General features: G+C 60.9%; 6 protein-coding genes. 5 read left to right on the plus strand and 1 reads right to left on the minus strand.

Annotated elements, in window-relative coordinates; all coding sequences use genetic code 11:
- Nucleotides 1-341: 341 nt before the first annotated feature.
- The 5 genes from GVL50_RS03870 to GVL50_RS03890 are packed head-to-tail and all read left to right on the plus strand — an operon-like array spanning nucleotide 342 to nucleotide 17441.
- Nucleotides 342-11687, plus strand: coding sequence for a VCBS domain-containing protein (locus GVL50_RS03870; protein ID WP_159811820.1), 11346 nt, complete (start codon nucleotides 342-344; stop codon nucleotides 11685-11687).
- A gap of 25 nt (nucleotides 11688-11712) precedes the next feature.
- Nucleotides 11713-13248 (plus strand): TolC family protein, encoded by a 1536-nt coding sequence (locus GVL50_RS03875; RefSeq protein ID WP_053120049.1) that lies wholly within the window; start codon nucleotides 11713-11715, stop codon nucleotides 13246-13248.
- Nucleotides 13229-14002: an efflux RND transporter periplasmic adaptor subunit gene (locus GVL50_RS03880; protein WP_159811821.1), complete on the plus strand. Its 774-nt coding sequence runs from the start codon at nucleotides 13229-13231 to the stop codon at nucleotides 14000-14002. Before GVL50_RS03875 ends, GVL50_RS03880 begins: the two co-directional genes overlap by 20 nt.
- Nucleotides 13999-15345, plus strand: a complete 1347-nt coding sequence (locus tag GVL50_RS03885) for an efflux RND transporter periplasmic adaptor subunit (protein WP_178124151.1) — start codon at nucleotides 13999-14001, stop codon at nucleotides 15343-15345. The genes GVL50_RS03880 and GVL50_RS03885 overlap by 4 nt, the downstream gene beginning before the upstream one ends.
- Nucleotides 15345-17441: an HlyD family efflux transporter periplasmic adaptor subunit gene (locus GVL50_RS03890; protein WP_159811822.1), complete on the plus strand. Its 2097-nt coding sequence runs from the start codon at nucleotides 15345-15347 to the stop codon at nucleotides 17439-17441. The genes GVL50_RS03885 and GVL50_RS03890 overlap by 1 nt, the downstream gene beginning before the upstream one ends.
- A gap of 598 nt (nucleotides 17442-18039) precedes the next feature.
- Here the strand turns inward: GVL50_RS03890 and aspT are convergent.
- A complete protein-coding gene (gene aspT / locus GVL50_RS03895; protein ID WP_159811823.1) occupies nucleotides 18040-19731 on the minus strand; it encodes an aspartate-alanine antiporter in 1692 nt (563 codons plus the stop codon).
- Between the last annotated feature and the right edge of the window lie 4 nt (nucleotides 19732-19735).

Consider the following 19735-nt stretch of genomic DNA (forward strand, 5'->3'; position numbering starts at 1 on the left):
TCTGTAGGAAATTTCCTAAAGTTGGATATTTTCATCGCTCAGAACTTGGATATTTTTTCCTTTTGTCCCTCACGGTCTGCTGCATCACCGATTTCGCGGGCCCGTCTGTTCATTCGCGGGCGCGGATCTTCCGCGCTGCAACGGTCGGGGCGCTATAGGAAATCTCCTCAAATCCACCTTGATTTTTTGCGCATGCGCACGTAGGGGCAGCCGATTCTTTTAGCTATAAGGTATTTCGCCAACAGACTGGAAAAGCACAAGAAAAGTCCTACGCTGAATCTGTTCGTAAGGGACTTGATACGGACGAAATTTCTGACCACGCAGTTAGAGGTATGGAAACGATGCAAGAGTCTCCTCGTTCGCAGTTTGGCTCCCATTTGCGCCCACAACGTCAGGCCCTTGCGCTGGAGCCAAGGATTCTCTTTGACGGCGCCGCCGCGTCTGCCGCTGTCGACCAGCATCACAGCGACCCTGCTGCGCCGCCGGCAGCGGTCGATGCACAAGTCCCGCATGCCACGCCCACCGAAGCCCGCGCCACGCCAGAACAGGCGCCTTCTGCCGCGCGCAGCCTGTTGGTGATCGACAGTCGAATCGAAAACCGCGACCAACTGCTGGCGCAATTGCCCGGCAATGTCACGGCGATTGTGGTCAACGTCGGCGAAGACGGTCTCGCCGCCATTTCTGCCGCTTTGGCGCAACTGGGCAAGGTCGACTCAATACAAGTGATGTCCCACGGCGCATCCGGCCAGTTCACCCTCGGCAATCGCACCATTACCTCGGACAACGTCGACTCCCTCAGCAAAACCCTCGAACAATGGCGCGGCAACCTGACCCAGGGCGCGGACATTCAGCTATACGGCTGCGACGTTGGTGCCGGTGCTGCCGGGCAAACCCTGGTCACCGAACTGGCGCGCTGGACCGGTGCCGACGTCGGTGCCTCCAGCAATGACACCGGCAGTGCCAAGGCTGGCGGCGACTGGACGCTGGAAACCAAAGTCGGCGACATCGACAAGAGCATCGCCATCAGCGGCCTGGCCATGAGCCACTTCGATGGTTTGCTGGCCGACGCTGCGCCCACTGCGACCGTCACCACCGCCGGCACCGATGTACTGATCGGCGAGCGGTTCACCTTTACCGTGAATTTCAGCAATACCTCGGGCCAGACCGGTTTCGCGCCCTTCATCAACCTGGCCATGCCGGCCACCGGCAAGGACGGCGATGACGGCGTCAACTTCATTTCCGCCACGTTCCTTGGTCAGAACCTGACCGCCCAAGTGTTGACGTTTGACGCCAATGGCAACGCGACCCACCCGCTGGCAAAAGACGCCAACGGCAACTTTCTGATCATCAATGCCGCCAGCTACGGCATGCGCGCCGGCGACAAACTGGTGGTGATCGAACTGCCGTTTGCCAGTGTTACCAACCAGCAACCGCTGATCAGCGTGCAGGTCACCGCCAGCCTGAGCAATCTGGCTGACACCTCGTTTTCCAACGGCACGCCGGATCTGACCTTGCGTGCCAGCGGTGGCTTCGAGTTCGGTAACGATGCGCTGGACAATCCGACCAACGACCCAAGCCTGATTCAGGCCGGTACCGCAGCGTTTGTCGTGCATCCGACGGTCATCACCGTCAGTGAAATCATCAATGCTCCCGAAGGCGAAACGGTCAGCGGCCCCAACTACGCGCGCACGCTGACGTTGTCGGCCACACCCGCGCCGGGGCAGACCCTGACCAATGTGGTCATCACCCAACCGCTGCCGGACAACATTCAGGTTAATTCGATTACCCCGGGGGCCGGTGGCCGTCTCGCGTCGATCACCCTGCACGACGGCACCGTGGTCAGCAATCCTGCGCAAATTGCCGTGTTGCTGGCCGCGAACGACGTGTACATCAATTCGTTCACGGTCGAGTACGCCACCCTCACCGGCAAGACCGACACCGTGGTTGCGTTTTACGTACCAGAAGTCGATGCCAACGGTCAGCCAGTGATCAACCCGGTCACCGGTGATGCTGTCACGATCACCATGGGCCCTCCGACCGCGTCCGGGCAATGGACGCCGCTTGATCCGCGCGACGTGACCGCACCGAACACCACCATTGATTTCAGCGGCACCGGCCTGGGCACACAGTTTGTGGCCAAGTCGATCACGCTGCTGAAAACCGTGTCGATGCAAACCGATATCGGCCACGTCGGCATCAGCCCCGGAGACACGCTGCAATACAGCCTCAATGTGGCGATTTCCGACTACTTCGCCTTCGGCAAGGACTTCTTCAACGAAGGCCAACTCGTGGTGCGCGATCAACTCAGCGACGGCCAGACCCTGAGCGGCACGCCGACCGTCACTGTCACCATCAATGGCGTTGCGCAAACCATTAACCTGGTGACCACGTCAGTGGCCAACGCTGACGGCAGCACCTCGATCGTGTTCGACATCGGCCAGTCGCTGCGTAATTCATCGAATAATATTCGCGGCTGGCTCAACGGCGATCTGGCCTTCGACGACACGCTGCAAGGCGCCGTGCTCGCGGTATTGAGCTATTCGGCCGTGGTCGGTCAGACCTACAAGCCACCGTCGGGCAACCCGCAACCGGACATCAATGAAGGCGATGAGCTGGGCAACACGGCCACCGTCGATGGCACGTTGCTGGTGGATCAGTTCAACCTGACCGGTCAGAGCGAAACCGACGGTTCCTCGACCACCAGCGTGATTCCGACCAGTACCGTCGACATCAGTCTGGTCGAGGTCAATAACGGCACACCACCCGGCAACGGCGAACTGCGTCCGGGCGATGAAGTGACGTTCGAGCTGAGCTATGACCTGGTCACCGGTGACTACGAGCAATTCAAAATCACCGCGTATCTGCCGTTGCCGCTGTTCAACGTAAACGGCGTGACCTGGGGCAGCGGCAGCGATGTCGGTCAGTGGCAACTGGGCCCGGGCAATACCAATGCCGGCGGCGTCGTCAGCGTGACCAGCGCCAATGGCAATTCCGTGGTGTTCGACTTCGGCAGTTTTGCCACCAACACCACCACCGGCAGCCGCATCGTCATTCGCTTTACCGTGCGCGTCGGCGATCAACCATTTGCCGACCAGCGCTCGCTGGATGTGCTGGCGCAATCGACCCAGCAAACCACCCTCACCGACCGCACGTTGATTTCTTCGGACGTGGTGGCGATCGTTTCCGTCGCAGAGCCAGTGTTGAACATCAAACACGGCGTGGTTTCAGGCACCAACGGTACCGTCACCGGCACCACCGGCAGTTGGAATCCACCGGGCAGCACCGGCGTACCATTCAATGGCAGCGTCACCAACCTGGCCGCCGTCGATGGCAACATCAGCAACATTGACGGCGCTGATCGCCTGCGCCTGGTCACTGCGATTGAAAACACCGGTGGCGGCGGCGCGTTCGATGTCGGCACCAGCATCACCCTGCCCACGGGGCTGAGTTTTGTTGGCGGCAGTCTGGCCGCGGCCAATCTGCAGATTTATCGCGGTGACGGCACCCTGTTGGTACTCGGCACTGATTACAGCGTCAGCGGCAACCAGATTACCTTCCTCGATGCCGGCGGACAGGCGACTTTGCTCGCCGGACGCGCCGGCACCGCCGCTGACACCAGCGGCGCCAACGTCGTGGTGATCAGTTATGACGTGGTGGTCAGCAGCACCATCGAAGCCAATCGCACTCTGCAATCGAGTGCGACTCTGAACAACTACGCGAGCGTCAACAATGGCACCGATTTCACCCCGACCGATCTGACCGATCTGGCCAACCAGCAAATCGCCGCGCCGGTGATCAGAAAAGGCTTCGCCGACGGCTCGCTGGATAACGGCGATTCCAGCGCCACACACACCACTGGCAGCGATCTGGTGGTCGGCGAAAGCATGCGTTACGACATCGTCATCAGCCTGCCCGAAGGCACTACGCAGAACCTGCGCATTCAGGATCTGATTCCACCGGGCATGCGTCTGGACACCAGTTTCAACGGCGGCCTCGGTTATCAGATCATCACCACCCGCGCGGGCAGCGGCGCACTCGGTGCCGATTTCGCCGGCAGCGTGCTTATCAGCGGATTCGCCGGTGTCGGCGGCGCATTGGGCGGTGACGGCGTCGATGCGCGCTGGACCTTCAGCGTGTCCAGCGTTTCGGCCGACAACGTGACTGGCAACAACACCTTTGTGATTCGCCTGCAACTGGTGGCCAATAACGTCATCGCCAACCAGGCCAACGTCTCCCTGCAAAACAATGCGCAACTGACCTACAGCGACCCTGATGGCAGCACGCCGAATGGCACGGTCGCGCAGGATCGTAACGTCGCGCTCACTGGTGGCCAGCCCACTGTGACCGTGCGCGAACCAACGCTGCAGATCAACCAGGTGATCACCTCGACCTCTGGCCTCGGTGGTTACGATCAGGGCGATACGGTGACGTTCACCATTACCATCAGCAATGGGAATGGCAGCAACGATTTCACCGCGTTCGATATCAGTTTTCTCGATAACCTGCCGACCCAATTGAGCAACGTGACGTTGGTGGGCGTGTTGTATCAGAACGGCGCCACCAACAACGGCGGCGTCGATTTCCAGATTATCAATGGCCAGTTGGTGACCGCCAACGGCGCCAATATCGACATCGCCAAGGGTGGCAGCATCGTCTTGCGCCTGTCGGGCGTCGTCAACGCCAGCGCTGCTGCGCAATCGAATATCGCCAACGTCGCCAGCGTGCAGTGGACCAGCCTTGATGGCGCCAATGCCGGCGAGCGCACCGGTGTCGACGGCACACTCAATGGCGGCACACTCAACGATTATCGCAACCTCTCGACATTGATTATCCCTGTGGCCCAGGCCATCGAGATTTCCCGGGTCGGCGGTCTGCCCGACACCGCCGCGCCCTCGCCGACCACTGCAATTGTCGAGCAAGTGACGGTCGGCGAAGTCATCCGCTACCGTGTCGTGGTGGTCGTGCCCGAGGGTGACAACCCCAATTACCAGATACAGATCACCCTGGCCAACGGCTTGCAATTCATCTCCCCGGACGCCTTGGTCAATGCGCTGCGCATCGCCTTTATTTCCAACGGTGGGCTCAGCAGTGATGCCAACCTGATCGTCGGGGGCACGCTGAATATTGATGGCAACGAAAACAGCCCGGAAGCCTTGCCGATTACCGCCAATCTTTCAGGTGCCGCCCCGCAAGGCGTGTTCGACCCGAGCCGCGTGACCGTGATCACCAATCCCGACGGCAGCCAGGTGGTGACGTTCAACCTTGGCAACGTGGTCAACGCCGGCGACGATGACGATCTGGAAGGTGTTTCCATTGAGTTCAACGTCAGGGTCACCAACATTGCCAGCAACGTTGCCGGCGTTCAGTTGGGTGCAACAGCCCGGGAAATCGTCAACGGCGGTGGACGGGCTGTCAGCGACACGGTGCTGGAGCGCATCGTCGAACCGAGCTTCAGTGGCCTCGACAAACAGATCGTTGCGTTCGACCCCAATCCAACCGGCACCACCGGCAACGCCACGGTGCAACTGAGTTTCACCCAGAACGGCGGCCTGCCCGCATTCGACGCGCAAGTCAGCGACAGCTTTGCCGGCGGCAGCAACTACACGCTGGTCAGTATCAGCATTAACGGCGTGACCTACGGCCCGGGCAATTTGCCGGCGGGTGTGAGCTTCAGTACCAGCGGCGGTTTGAGCGTCAATTTTGACCAGCTCGACGTCGGCGCGCAGATTCAGGTGCGTTATCAGGTCACCCTGCCCAACTCGACCATCGTCGCCAGCAGCAACGCAACGTTAACGTGGAGCAGCCTGCCGGAAGATTTCACCAGTTGGGGCGGCAACAGCGTCGGCGTCGACGGCACCACTACCGGCGAACGTGACGGCAGCGCCGTTGGTCCGAACCAATACATCTTGCGCGACAACGCCGGGCTCGGCGTGATCAGCGGCACGTTGTGGAACGACACCGCCAGCCCGACCGCCAGCGCCACACCGGACGGCGCAGGCCTCGCCGGACAAACCGTGACCCTGACGTGGGCCGGTGCCGATGGCAATCTGGCGACCACTGCCGACAACCTGATTTTCTCCACCCTCACCGATGCCAACGGTCAGTACCGTTTCGGCGTGCTGCCGCTGGGCGTGTTCCGCATTGATGTGCCGGCCGGCCTGGTCAGCTATCCGCAACCGATCGGTGATTTGCGCGTGCGTGTCGACAGTGATGCTGGCACTCTTGGTCAGATCACCATCAGCCTCGGCGATGCTGCCGCGCAAAGCGCCAACGCCGGTTATGTCGAACAGAACGACGCGCCGGTCAACACCCTGCCCGGCACGCAAAACGGTCAGGAAGATATCGTGCTGGCGATCGGCGGCATCAGCGTTGCCGACGTCGACGCCAACCGCGATCCGAACGTCAACGACCGTGCGATCAGTGTGATCCTGCAAGTGACGCAGGGCACGCTGTTCCTCGGTGCAACCGTGCCGGGCGTGACCGTCACTGGCGCCAACACCGCTACCCTGACCCTGACCGGCAACCTCGCCGACATCAACACCGCGCTGGCCGGTTTGCGTTATCTGGGCATCGCCAACTTCAACGGCATCGACACCCTGACCGTGATCAGCAATGACCGTGGCAATTACGGCGATGCGGATGGCGACGGTATTCCCGGTACGGCAGCGGATGCACTGACCGACACCGACACTCTGCAAATCGTCCTCGCTGCGGTCAACGACAACCCGGTCGGCGTCAACGACAGCGCCACAGCCATCGAAGCCGGCGGCACCAATAACGCCTCGGCCGGCGTCGACCCGCGCGGCAATGTGCTGGACAACGACACCGATGTCGACATCGCCACCAACGCCGATTCGCTGCAGGTAGTGTCGGTTGGCCCCGGCGCCGGGATCCCGATACCGAGCAACGGCGTGGTGGTCGTCAACGGTCTGTACGGCCAATTACTCATCGGCAGCAACGGTTCCTACGAGTATGTCGTCGATAACAACAATGCCACCGTGCAGGCGTTGCGGCTGTCCGGCCAGACCCTGCAAGACACCTTCAATTACGTGCTTGCCGACCTTGCCGGGGCGACGTCAACCGCCGTGTTGACCGTAACCATTCAGGGCGCCAACGACACGCCGCTGGGCATCAATGACGACGGCGTGGCGGTTGAGGCTGGCGGCATCAACAACGGCACCCCCGGCAGCCCTGCCGCCGGCAACGTGTTGACCAACGATCAAGACGTCGACAGCGTGGCCAATGGCGAAACCCGCACCGTGACGGGTATCCGTGCGGCGGCCGAAGCTGGTACGGGTAATTTCACGGCGGTCAGCGGGCCGACCAATATCATCGGCGCGTACGGCACGTTGACCATCAACCCCAATGGCACTTACACCTACGTGGTCAATAACGCCAACACCACCGTGCAGCGCTTGAGTGCCGGCGAACAACTGATCGAATTCTTCAGCTACCGCCTCACCGACACTGGCGGTCTGGACGATGTCGCGCAACTGCGCATCACGATTCAGGGTGCTAATGACAACCCGGTGGCCAGCGATGATGCTGCCGAAGCGCAAGCGGCATCGACCAACCCCAACTCCGCGGAGAGCAACCCGAGCGGCAACGTCATTCTTTTTCCAAGTCGCCCCGGCACCATCAATCAGCCCGGCGGCAACGGCGTCGATCAGGACGTTGATGACAACGATCGTCCTAGCAGCCAGTTGATTGTCAATGGCGTCATCAACAAAAGTGAAGCCAGCTACAACCCCGCCGTCGACGTACTGAGCAACGTTAGCACCGGCACCACGTCGGCCAACGGTACTGTGGCCGTCGGGCTCTACGGCACGCTGACCATCGGCGCGGACGGCTCGTATTTCTACGATGTCGACAGCACCAACGCAGCGGTTCAGGCCTTGGCCCAGGGCCAGACGCTGACCGAATTTTTCACCTATCGCATCACCGACACCACCGGCCTGGCCGATACCGCGCAACTGGTGATTACCGTGCGCGGCATCAACGACCCACCCGTAGCACAGAACGTCGTGGCCATCGCCACTGAAGCCGGCGGCGTCGCCAACGCCACCCCGGGGGTCAATCCGTCAGGTGATGCGACGGCCAACGACCATGATCCGGACGGTGACCCGATCACTGTCACCCTGGTCAAGTCTGGCCCCGAAGGCGGAACGGGCACCGATCTAGCGGTGAATATTGGCGGTACGGTGGTCATTGGCCAATACGGCACGCTGACGATTTTCCCTGACGGCAGTTATGTCTACGAAGTCGACAACAACAACGCCGACGTGCAAGCCCTGCGCCGTGGCAGTGATCTGCTGCTGGAGCGCTTCACCTACACCATCAGCGATGGCGTTGGCGCGACCCCGGAAACCGACTCGGCGGAAATCATCGTGTTGATCCGTGGGCAAAACGACAACCCGGTAGCGAACGATGAAAGCGGTCTGGCCATCGAGGCCGGTGGCGTCAACAACTCGCTTCCAGGCCAGGATCCGGTCGGCAACGTGCTGGACAACGACACCGACGTTGACGGCGGCGAAGTGCCTGGCGATCTGCCCAACCATGACTATGGCGAAACCAAAGCGGTCGCCTCGGTGCGCACCGGCAGCGAACTTGACACCGGCACCGCCGGCGCCTTGGGCACCGAACTGCGCGGCACTTATGGCTGGCTGACCCTGAATGCCGACGGCAGCTACAGCTATCGCCTCGACAACAACATGGCTGAAGTCCAGGCCTTGCGCGCTGGCAACAGCCTCCTCGACTCGTTCAGCTACGAAGTCATCGACGCTGCCGGGACGACGGATCGCGCTACGCTGAATATCAATATTCAGGGGCGCAACGACGCGCCGGTGGCGCAGAACGATACCGCCACGGCCGTCGAAGCCGGAGGATTGAACAACGCCACGCCGGGCGTCAACCCGACCGGCAACGTATTGACCAACGACACCGATGTGGATGGCAACGGTGAAGTCATCAGCGTGGTCGGCTTCAATCAAGGCAGTTCGGTGGGCCTGGTCGGCAGTGCATTGAATGGCACCTACGGCAGACTGACCCTGAATGCCGATGGCAGTTACAGCTATCTGGTCGACAACTTCAATCCGCAGGTTCAGGCACTGCGCAGTAACGCCGACACCCTCAGCGAAACGTTCACCTACCAGATCCGCGACCTTGCCGGCGCTACCAGCACCGCGTCGCTGACCATCACCATTCGCGGTGCCAACGACAACCCGCTGGCAACCGATGACAGCACCGTTTCGGTCGAGGCCGGCGGTACTTTCAATGGCACGCCGGGGGTGAATCCAACCGGCAATGTGCTGACCAATGACAACGATGTCGATGCCAACGACGCGATGCTGGTCACTGGCATTCGCAGTGGTACCGAAGGGGCGGGCAGCACGTTCACCACCATTGGCGTCACGCAATCGTTCGCCGGTCTGTACGGCACCCTGACCATCAACGCCAACGGCACTTACAGCTACGTGCTAGATAACAATCTGGCGGCGGTTCAAGCATTGAAGGCTGGCAATTCGCTGGTGGAAACCTTCACTTACCGCATGCGCGACATCGCCGGTGCCACTGATACCGCGCAACTGAGCATTCGCATCGACGGCGCATGGGATGCCCCGGTCGCGGCAGACGATCTGGCTGTCGCCGTGGCCGATAACGGCAATGACAACGGGGTCAATCCGAGCGGCAACGTGCTGCCCAACGACACCGATGTCGATCAGGGTGACAGCAAAACCGTCACCGGTATCCGCTTCGGTGCTGAAGGGGCCAACGGCACCCTGACCGACGTCAATGCCGAGACCGACAACAGCAACGGCACGTTGATCAACGGCCTCTACGGTCAGTTGATCATCGGCGCAGACGGCAGCTACACCTACAACCTCGACTCCAGTAATCCGACCGTTCTGGCGCTGGGGCCACTGCAATTTCTCAACGAGCGTTTCACCTACCAGGTCACCGACAGCGGTGGGCAGAATGATCTGGCGGAAATCCACATCATCATTCGCGGGCGCAACTCGGCACCGGTGGCCAATGGCGACACAGCGACGGCGGTCGAGGCCGGCGGCGTCAATAACGACCAACCCGGGGTCAACCCGAGCGGCAACGTCCTCAACAACGACACCGATGCTGAAAGCGATCCGCTGACGGTGATCGGCATCCATACCGGCACCACCAGCGATATCGGCACGGTCGGCACCGTGGGCACAACCTTGCAAGGACAGTACGGCACTCTGTTGCTCAACGCCGATGGCGGCTACACCTATACCGTCAATAACAGCCTCGCCGCCGTGCAAGCCTTGCGTCAAAGTGGCCAGACCCTGTCGGAGGTGTTCACTTACACCATCGTCGACAAGTGGGGTGAAACCAGCACCGCCGAATTGCGCGTGACGGTGGATGGCCGCAACGACACGCCGACCGCCGTCAATGATGGATCCGTGGCTGTCGAAGCCGGCGGCGTCAACAACGGTACTCCGGGCAGCAACGCCACCGGCAACGTGCTCGACAACGACAGCGATGTCGACAGCGTCGCCAATGGCGAAAGCAAACACGTCTTGAGCGTCAGCAATCAGGCCGGTCAGTCGGCAGGCGCCGGGCAAGTATTGATGGGCCTCTATGGGCAACTGACGATCAATGCTGATGGCAGCTACACCTACGTCATCGACAATAACAACCCGGTTGTTCAAGCCTTGCGCACGGCCGGTGAAACCCTCAGCGAAACCTTCACCTACCGCATGGTCGACACCGCCGGTGCAACTGCCGACGCGCGTTTGACCGTGGTCATTCAGGGCGCCAACGATGCGCCGATTGCACGCAACGACAGCGGCTTCGCCAGCGATCAGATCGCCGGGCCACAAACCACCGGCAACGTGCTGCCCAACGATGGTGACATCGATGCCAATGACAGCTTGGTCGTGGTTGGCGTACGCACCGGCGCCGAAGCGGGTTCAGGCGCGGACGGTGTGATCGGTCAACCGATCAAAGGCCTCTACGGCACGCTCGTACTCAACGCCGACGGCAGCTACAGCTACACCATCGATCAGAGCAACCCGGACGTGCTCGCCGCAGCCGGACTGGGCCGGGTACTGCGTGACGTGTTCACCTACACCATCAATGACCGCGCCGGTGCCAGCGATCAGGCCGAACTGGTGATCACCCTGGACATCGCCACGCCGTTCATTCCGGCGCCGGATGGCGGCAACCGTTTCAGTCGCGACAGTGATCTGGATTCCAGCGATTTCCTGATCCCCGATCCGCAACCAGCAATCTTCATCACCCCGGTGGTCGAGCGTTACGCCGAGGTCAACGAGCTGACCAGCTACGGTGTCGATGGCAGCAATTTGCGTCTGGCCTCGGTGGGGGAATTCGAGGTTGATTCGTTGGGTAACGGCTTGGGTCTGGTGCCGGGGCAATTCGTGGCGCAAGCGGTGCGCGAAAGTCGCCGCGCCAGCGAGTTCGACCAGCTCTGGGTGCAAGGCCGGCAGGGTCGCACTAATTTGAGCGCCGACGGTTTGCTCAGTGATCCATCGTTGTTTGCGCTCGATCCGGCAAACATGACGAAACATCCGATCCACGCGGAAAAACCCGCAGAAACGCGTCACGGCAAAGGCTTCTCGGCGCAGCTGCGACACGCGGCCCAGCGCTTGCATACCAGCAATCCCAGCGGTAACAGCAGCAGATCCGAATAAATTCCAAGAATGCAAAGGAATGAACATGCGTAAAAACGCGACCCGGCTTCTCAGTACCGCCATCGCCTCCGCACTGCTGCTCAGTGCCTGTTCGTCGACGGAACCAAAACCTTCCACCGACGAGGAAAACCGCCAACGCATCATTGCCGATCAGTCGCGCATGTACTCCGGGCAGGAACCGGTCACAGCGCCGATCACCTTTTACGACGCAGCAGCCCGAGCGCTGAAATACAACCTCGACTATCGACTGAAACTGATGGAGAGCGCGCTGGCCTCAGACCTGCGCGACGTGTCCAGTCATGAAATGCTGCCGAAGCTGGTAGCCTCGGCCGGTTATGCCGGACGAAACAACGACTCCGGCGGCACCTCGATCGGCATCGAGGATCGTCAGGTCAGCTTGCGGCCATCGACGTCAGAGGAACGCTACCGTGAAGTCTACGGCCTCGGTCTGAGCTGGAGCCTGCTGGATTTCGGCGTCGCCTATTACCGCACACAACAGAAATCCGACCAGATCCTGATGGCCGAAGAGCGTCGACGCAAAGTCGCGCAAAACGTCCTGCAGGATGTGCGCAACGCGTACTGGCGAGCACTCGGCGCGCAACGCTTGATGCCGGAAGTCGACAAACTGCTGATGCGCACCCACACCGCGCTGACCTCCGCGCGTGAAGCGGAAACCCGGGGCCTGTTGCCGCGTCAGGAGATCCTCGCCTACCAGCGCGCCCTCCTCGACTCTATCTATCTGCTGACCGTGCGCCGTCAGGATCTGGAGTTCGCCCAGGCCGAACTGTCGGCGCTGATGTCGCTGCCACCGGGCTCGAAAATGGTGTTGGCTGATGTGCCCGATCCACCGCTGCCGGAAGTGCGTCAGAGCATGGCGCAACTTGAACAGCTGTCGCTGGAGAACCGCCCGGAAATCATGGAAGAGTGGTATCGCAAACGCGTCAACCAGAAGGATCTGGAGATTGCCAAGGCGCAGTTGTGGCCGAACGTCAGCGTCGATTTCGGCTACAAATATGACTCGAACAAATACCTCTACAACAACGACTGGATGAGCACCGGCCTGCAAGTGTCGACCAACCTGTTGCGCCTGCTGCAACTGCCGTCGCTCAATGCTGCGGAGAAATCCCAGAGCGAAACCGATGACACCCGCCGCGTGGCGCTGTCGATGGCGATTCTCACGCAAGTGCGCGTTGGCACCCTGCGCTATCAACTGGCGCGTCAGGAAGTGGAGTTTGCCGAGGACAGCCTGCGCGTCGACCGCAGCCTGCTCGACTATGCGCAAGCCGCAAAGACCGGCGCACTTGGCTCGGAACTGGAAGTGATCCGCTCCGAAGGGCGTTATCTGCTCTCGCGTTATCAGCGTGAAGCGGCGTTCTCCAGTGCTCAAGCGGCGTGGGGGCGGATGTACAACTCGGTCGGCCTCGATGTGCTGCCGAAGGAAATCGACCAACACGACATCAAGACCCTGTCGCGGGAAATCCAGCGCACCCTGAACCAACAAGAACAGCAACGCCTGCTCGTCACTTCGCAAGGAACGCCGAATGCGCAAAATCGCCCTTGAACCCCGTTTCGGGGTTCTGTTGTTGGCCAGTCTGATCCTCAATGCCCACGCCGAAGACGCACCTTCGGCCCCGTCCCTGGAAAGCGCGAGCGCCATTCGTGTGTTGCTCGCTTCGGAGCTGGAAACCACGCTGTCGAGCCAAATGAGCGGCACCCTCGGCGAATTGAAAGCCGGGTTCGGCGAACAGGTCGGCAAGTCCGAACTGCTCGCCCGCTTCAACTGCAACGAGGCCGAAGCACGGGCCAAAGTCGCGGCGGCGGAACTGGCCATGGCCAAACAGAATCTGGAGGCTAAAAAACAACTGCGCCAACTCAATGCCGTTGGCGATATCGAAGTGTCGATGGCCAACACCGAAGTGCAAAAAGCCGACGGCGCGCGGGCCATGGGTGCCGCGCAAAGCAGTTATTGCCAAGTGCTTGCGCCGTTTTCCGGGCGTGTGGCCAAGGTGTACGTCAAGCCGTACCAGACCGTCACCGCCGGTACGCCGTTGTTTGATCTGGTCAGTGATGGCGCGCTGAAGGTGCGTTTGAACGTGCCGTCCAATCTGCTGAAAAATCTGAAACCTGGCCTGCCGCTGCAAGTCAGCATTCATGAGACCGGCAAGACCTATCCCGCGCATGTCAGCGGGATCAACTCGCGCGTCGATGCGGTGGCACAAACCGTCGAACTCGAAGCGCGCCTCGACAACAAATATCCCGACCTGATGGCGGGCATGAGCGGCACGGCGCAATTTGATCAAGCTGCGCAACCATGACCATGAACGAGCAACTGCCGCACCCTCACCTGCTGCTCGAACTCGACGCGCTGCGCGACAAGGCCATGGCGGCCGATTCGCTCAACGCGTTGGCATTCAGCATGGCCAACGACTTATATCCGTTGTTGCAATTTCATCAGGCGCTGGTGTTTGCCCAGCGTGAATCATCACTGGAATTGTTGAACGTCTCGGGATTGTCCCGGCCCAGTGAAGACTCGCCGTACCTGGTGTGGCTGCGCCGCGCCAGTCGCTGGATCGCAACGCAAGTCCCTGCTGGCGAACCGGTATGGCTGACGCAGGAAACGGTCGACGCACCGGCCGACATCGCCGAAGGCTGGGGCGAATGGTGGCCGTCGGGCGTCTGGTGCGTGCCGATCCAGGATCGCGATGAGCAGCGCCTCGGTTTGCTGCTGTTGCTGCTGGAGCAGGAACCGCCGGCGGTGTTGTGGCAGCACCTCAAAGGTCTGGTCGGTACCTGGGCGTATTGCTGGGCGGCGCTGACCAAGCGCAAGCGTTTCAATCGCTGGCGGCCCAGTCGCAAACAATTGCTGCTGACCGCGATTGTGCTCGGTGCCCTGCTGCTGTTGCCGGTGCGGCAAACCGCGCTGGCGCCGACCGAAATCATCTCGCGCCAGGCACAGATCATCAGCTCGCCCATTGATGGCGTGATCGAGAAGATCGAGGTTCGCCCCAATCAACCGGTCGATGCTGGCACGCTGCTGTTTTCCCTCGACGAAACCACGTTGCGCAGTCGCGCCGAAGTGCTCGGCAAGGAAGTCGCGGTGGCCGATGCCGAGTTGCAGGCGGCCAGTCAACGCGCGTTCGACAACCCGCAAAGCAAAAGCGAATTGACCCTGCTTGAAGGCCGCTCGCAGCAACGGCGCGCAGAATTGGCGGCGGTCGCAGCGCAGTTGAAGCGCACCAAAGTGCTGTCGCCGAGAGGCGGTGTTGCGGTGTTCAGCGACCCCAATGACTGGTTGGGCAAACCGGTGGTGACCGGCGAACGCATCATGCAAGTCGCTGATCCGACGCAACCGGCGATGCTGATTCAACTGGCCGTAGCCGACGCGATTGCGCTGGAGCCAGGCGCTGAAGTGACGCTGTTTTTGACCGCTTACCCACTGACGCCGCTCAAGGGCAAAATTCTCGAAACCAGTTATCAGGCGCGGCCGAGTGACGAAGGCGTGGTCGCCTATCGCTTGCTGGCGAGCATCGACGGCGCACCGGAACATGCGCGACTGGGCTTGCACGGCACCGCGAAACTCTACGGCGGGCGGGTGATGCTCGGTTATTACTTGCTGCGTCGACCACTGGCGACCATGCGGGCGTGGAGTGGCTGGTAATGCTCGATCCGGCCGATCTGCCCCTGCCCCCTCTGCGTGAAGACCTGCGCCTGAGCGAGGCTGCCGATGGCAGCAACGGTGAACCGGCGTGGGTGATTCAAGACACGGTGATCAATCGTTTCTACCGCATCGGCTGGCTGGAATTCGAGTGCCTGCTGCGCTGGGGCCAATCGCCCCGGCAAATCAGCGAGCAGATAGCTGAAGGCACGGCGCTCAAACCCGATGTCGAACAGATTCTCGATTTCCGTCAGTTTCTTGAACAGCATCAGCTGCTGCGTGCAGGCCCGGCGGCGCTGGAAAAGCTTAAAGCCAAAGGCGAAGAAGGTGGCTGGCTGACCTGGCGCTGGTGGCTGCACCATTACCTGTTTTTCCGCATTCCACTGCTGCGCCCGCAACAACATTTACAGCATTTGGCGAAGGCGCTGGGCTGGCTGTTTCATCCGCTCACCGGCATGCTCGTGCTCGGTTTGAGCCTGCTCGGCATCGTCCTGGTGTTGCAGCAGTGGGACACGTTTACCAGCGCAGTGGTCGAGTCGTTTTCCACCGAAGGCCTGTTGAGTTTTGCCTTGGCGTTGATCGTCGCCAAGACTCTGCATGAACTAGGGCATGCCTTGGTCGCGACGCGGCTGGGCTTGCGCGTCGGGCACATGGGCATCGCATTTGTGGTGATGTGGCCGATGCTCTATACCGACACCGGCGAGAGCTGGAAACTCAGCCGTTCGCGGCAGCGTCTGGCGATTGCCTCGGCGGGAATCATCACCGAATTGTCACTGGCCGGTCTGTCGACGCTGGGCTGGGCGGTGTGCGATCCGGGGGCGCTGCGCAATGCCCTGCTGTATCTGGCGACCACCAGTTGGTTGCTGTCATTGGCGTTGAATGCCAGTCCGTTCATGCGTTTTGACGGCTATTTCATTCTTTCTGATCTGCTTGATTTTCCCAATCTGCATGAGCGTGCGTCGGCGTTGGCGCGGGTGACGTTGCGGCGCAACCTGCTCGGTTTGCGCGAGGACTGGCCGGAGACGTTTCCGACCGGTCAGCGGCGACTATTAGTGACGTTTGCGATCTTCACCTGGGTTTATCGTCTGGTGCTGTTTCTGGGGATCGCGCTGGCGGTCTATCTGTTCTTCTTCAAGGTCTTGGGGATTTTCCTGTTCATGGTCGAACTGTCGTGGTTTATCGCCCTGCCCGTCATGCGCGAACTCGGTCACTGGTGGAAACACCGCGCGGCGGTGCCGAGCCGGCGCAAGGTGCAACTGTATCTGGTGTTGCTGGCGATTCTGGCGGGTTTGGCGATCCCTTGGCGCACGCAGATCGATGCGGTGGGCGTGGCGCGGGCCGAGCATCAGATGCGCGTCTATGCGCCCTACCCGGCGCGGCTGCAATCGATTCACGCCGATGGCCCGGTCGAGGCTGGCACCAATCTGGTGGTGCTGGATGAGCCGGACATCGCCTCGCGGGTACGCAGCAGTGAAGCCAATGCACGTAGCTATGAGGCCCGGCTGTCCGGGCTGATCGCCGATCCCGGTGGGTTGGCTGAGGATGCTGTGACCCGTCAACGCCTCAACGTGCAATTCGAAGAAGCCCGCGCGGCCCGCTCGGAAATCGCCCGGCTGAATCTGCAAACACCGTTTGCCGGGGTGTGGCTGGACGTCAACCCGGACTGGAAACCGGGGCAATGGGTCGGTCGTCAAGAGTCGCTGGGCATGCTGGTTGACCCGCGCAGCTGGCAGGTGGATGCGTATGTCGCGCAGGATCAAGTGCACCGCATGGCCATCGGCGACCGCGTACGCTTCTACCCCGACGGCCAGACCACGCCACGTAGCGGCCGCGTCCTGCAAATCGGCAGCACTCGCGCGAGCCAGTTGTCCCACCGCATGCTCTCGTCACGCTTCGGCGGCCCGGTACCCACCACGACTGCCGAGCACTCGTTGATCCCGAGCAGCGCTTTGTTTCAGGTACTGATCCAGCTCGACGAACCCATGCCCACCCTTCGCGAAACCCGTGGGCATCTGAAAATCGAAGGCGAACGGCGCAGTTTGCTGGCCGATGGTGCAACGCATGTATTGGCAGTGTTGATGCGCGAAAGTGGCTTCTAACCCCAAGCTCTCAACCCATCCCCTCGCCACAAGGAAAGCGGGTTACCCAGGAAAATCTGCACTTCTGCTGACCCCAGCCAGCGATCAAATCCAATTCCACTGACACACCACAAACCCTGTGGCGAGGGGATTTATCCCCGTTGGGCTGCGAAGCGGCCCCAAAACCTGCAATCCCGGTACATCAGACACACCGCATGCACTGGATTCACGACTGCTGCGCAGCCGAACGGGGATAAATCCCCTCACCACAAGGAGAGCTGGGTTACTCAGAAAAATCTGCACTTGCGCTGACCTCAGCCAGCCATCAAACCCAATTCAACTGACACACCACAAACCCTGTGGCGAGGGGATTTATCCCCGTTGGGCTGCGAAGCAGCCCCAAAACCTACAATCCCGGTACATCAGACACACCGCATGCACTGGATTCACGACTGCTGCGCAGCCGAACGAGGATAAATCCCCTCGCCACAAGGAGAGCTGGGGTACTCAGAAAAATCTGCACTTCTGCTGACCCCAGCCAGCCATCAAACCCAATTCCACTGACACACCACAGGGAATGGGGAGCTTCAAGGTGGTGTGTAGGTAGCTCCGGGGAAATTCAGCCAGCCGCCACAAAGATAATGATCGGCCCGCACACCGCCAGCAGCACATTGGAAATTGCATAACACACGGTGAAGCCAATCACCGGTGTATTGCTGCCAGACTGCTCAATGATCTTGTTCATCGAAGCCGCCTCTGTCTGCGCCCCGGCCAATGCGCCAAAAAGAATCATCGGGTGCAGGCGCAGCACGTAGCGACCGAAGTACAGCGCCACCAGCGGCGGAAGGATCGTCACCACCGCACCGGACAGCAACAACGCCAGCCCTTGCTCTTTCATCGCTGCAAACGCCGCTGGCCCGGCCAGCAGGCCGACCACCGCACCAAACGCGGTCAGGCCGAACTCGGAAAACGCCCATTGTGCCGCCGGCGGCAAGGCGCCGATTTCCGGGTGGCGCGAGTTGTACCAGCCAATCACCAATGCCGCGACCAACACCCCGCCGCCAATGCCCAGCTCCACCGGGATCATGCCGATATGCGTCGACAGCAAGCCGATCAACGAGCCCACGACCATGCCCAGCGTGTGCATGGCGATGTCACTTTTGTAATTGTTCTTGCGAATGCGCCCCAGCCGTTTGGCGATCATTTCGACGCTGGCGGTGCGCCCGGTCAACGTAATCACATCCCCCCGGCGCAACACAGTGTTCGGCAGCAACGGCAAGTCATAGCCCTGACGCGTGATGTTGTTGACGAAGCAGCCCAGGCGTTTGTCGTTGGCTAAACGGCTTTTCGCCTGATGAATCGTCTTGCCGGCGAACTCCGCCGAGGTCAGCACAATGTCCACCTCACGGGTCGGAAACGACAGCGACTCAGGATGATCGATCTCCGGCCCGACCCAATGGCTCAGCGTGCCCACCGCGTCGCGCAAGGCATACACACCGACCACATCCCCCGCCATCAACACAAAATTTTCATCGCGCTCGATCACCTGCCCGGCGCGCACCACGCGCTCGACCGTCAGCGATTCGTGCAGCTTTTCGATGTCGATGATCCGCTGCCCATCGGCCTGGCCGTTACTCGCCACCTGATGCGCACGCACAACGATCCTCGTGTACGGCACAGTGATCGCCTCCTCTTCCTTGGCGATCCCCAGTTCCAGCTCCAGTTCACGCGCCGATTCGCGCAAATTCACACCGAGCAACTTCGGCGCAATGCTGCCGACAAACACGATCAAACCAATGGTGCCGAACAGGTAGGTGATCGCGTAGGCAATCGCCATGTGGCTGTTGAGTTTCGCCACGGCTGCCGCGTCGAGATTCAACTGATTGATCGCGCTGGTCGCGGTGCCCATGATCGCCGTATCGGTGAGCGCACCGGCACCGAGTCCGGCGGTGAAACCAGCGTCGAAATCAAACAGCCAATACATCGCCAGAATCGCCACCAATGCCGTCGCACACAGCACCACCGACAACAACACCAGTTTCAGCGTGCCGCGATTGAGGCTGCCGAAAAACTCCGGCCCGCTCTTAAAGCCGACCGCGTAGATGAACATCACGAAGAACACCGACTTCAACCCCGTCGGCACTTCCAGACCGATCTGGCCGATCAGCAACCCCATCAACAGCGCGCCGGCCACCGAGCCCAAATGAAAGCTGCCAAAGTGAATGCGCCCGACAAATACGCCCAGCGCGATCGCCAGAAATACGGCGATTTCCGGATCAGCGCGTAACGCGTGAAGGACAAAATCGAGCATGGTG

Source organism: Pseudomonas sp. 18058, from assembly GCF_902706155.1.
Classification (GTDB): Bacteria; Pseudomonadota; Gammaproteobacteria; order Pseudomonadales; family Pseudomonadaceae; genus Aquipseudomonas; species Aquipseudomonas rustica.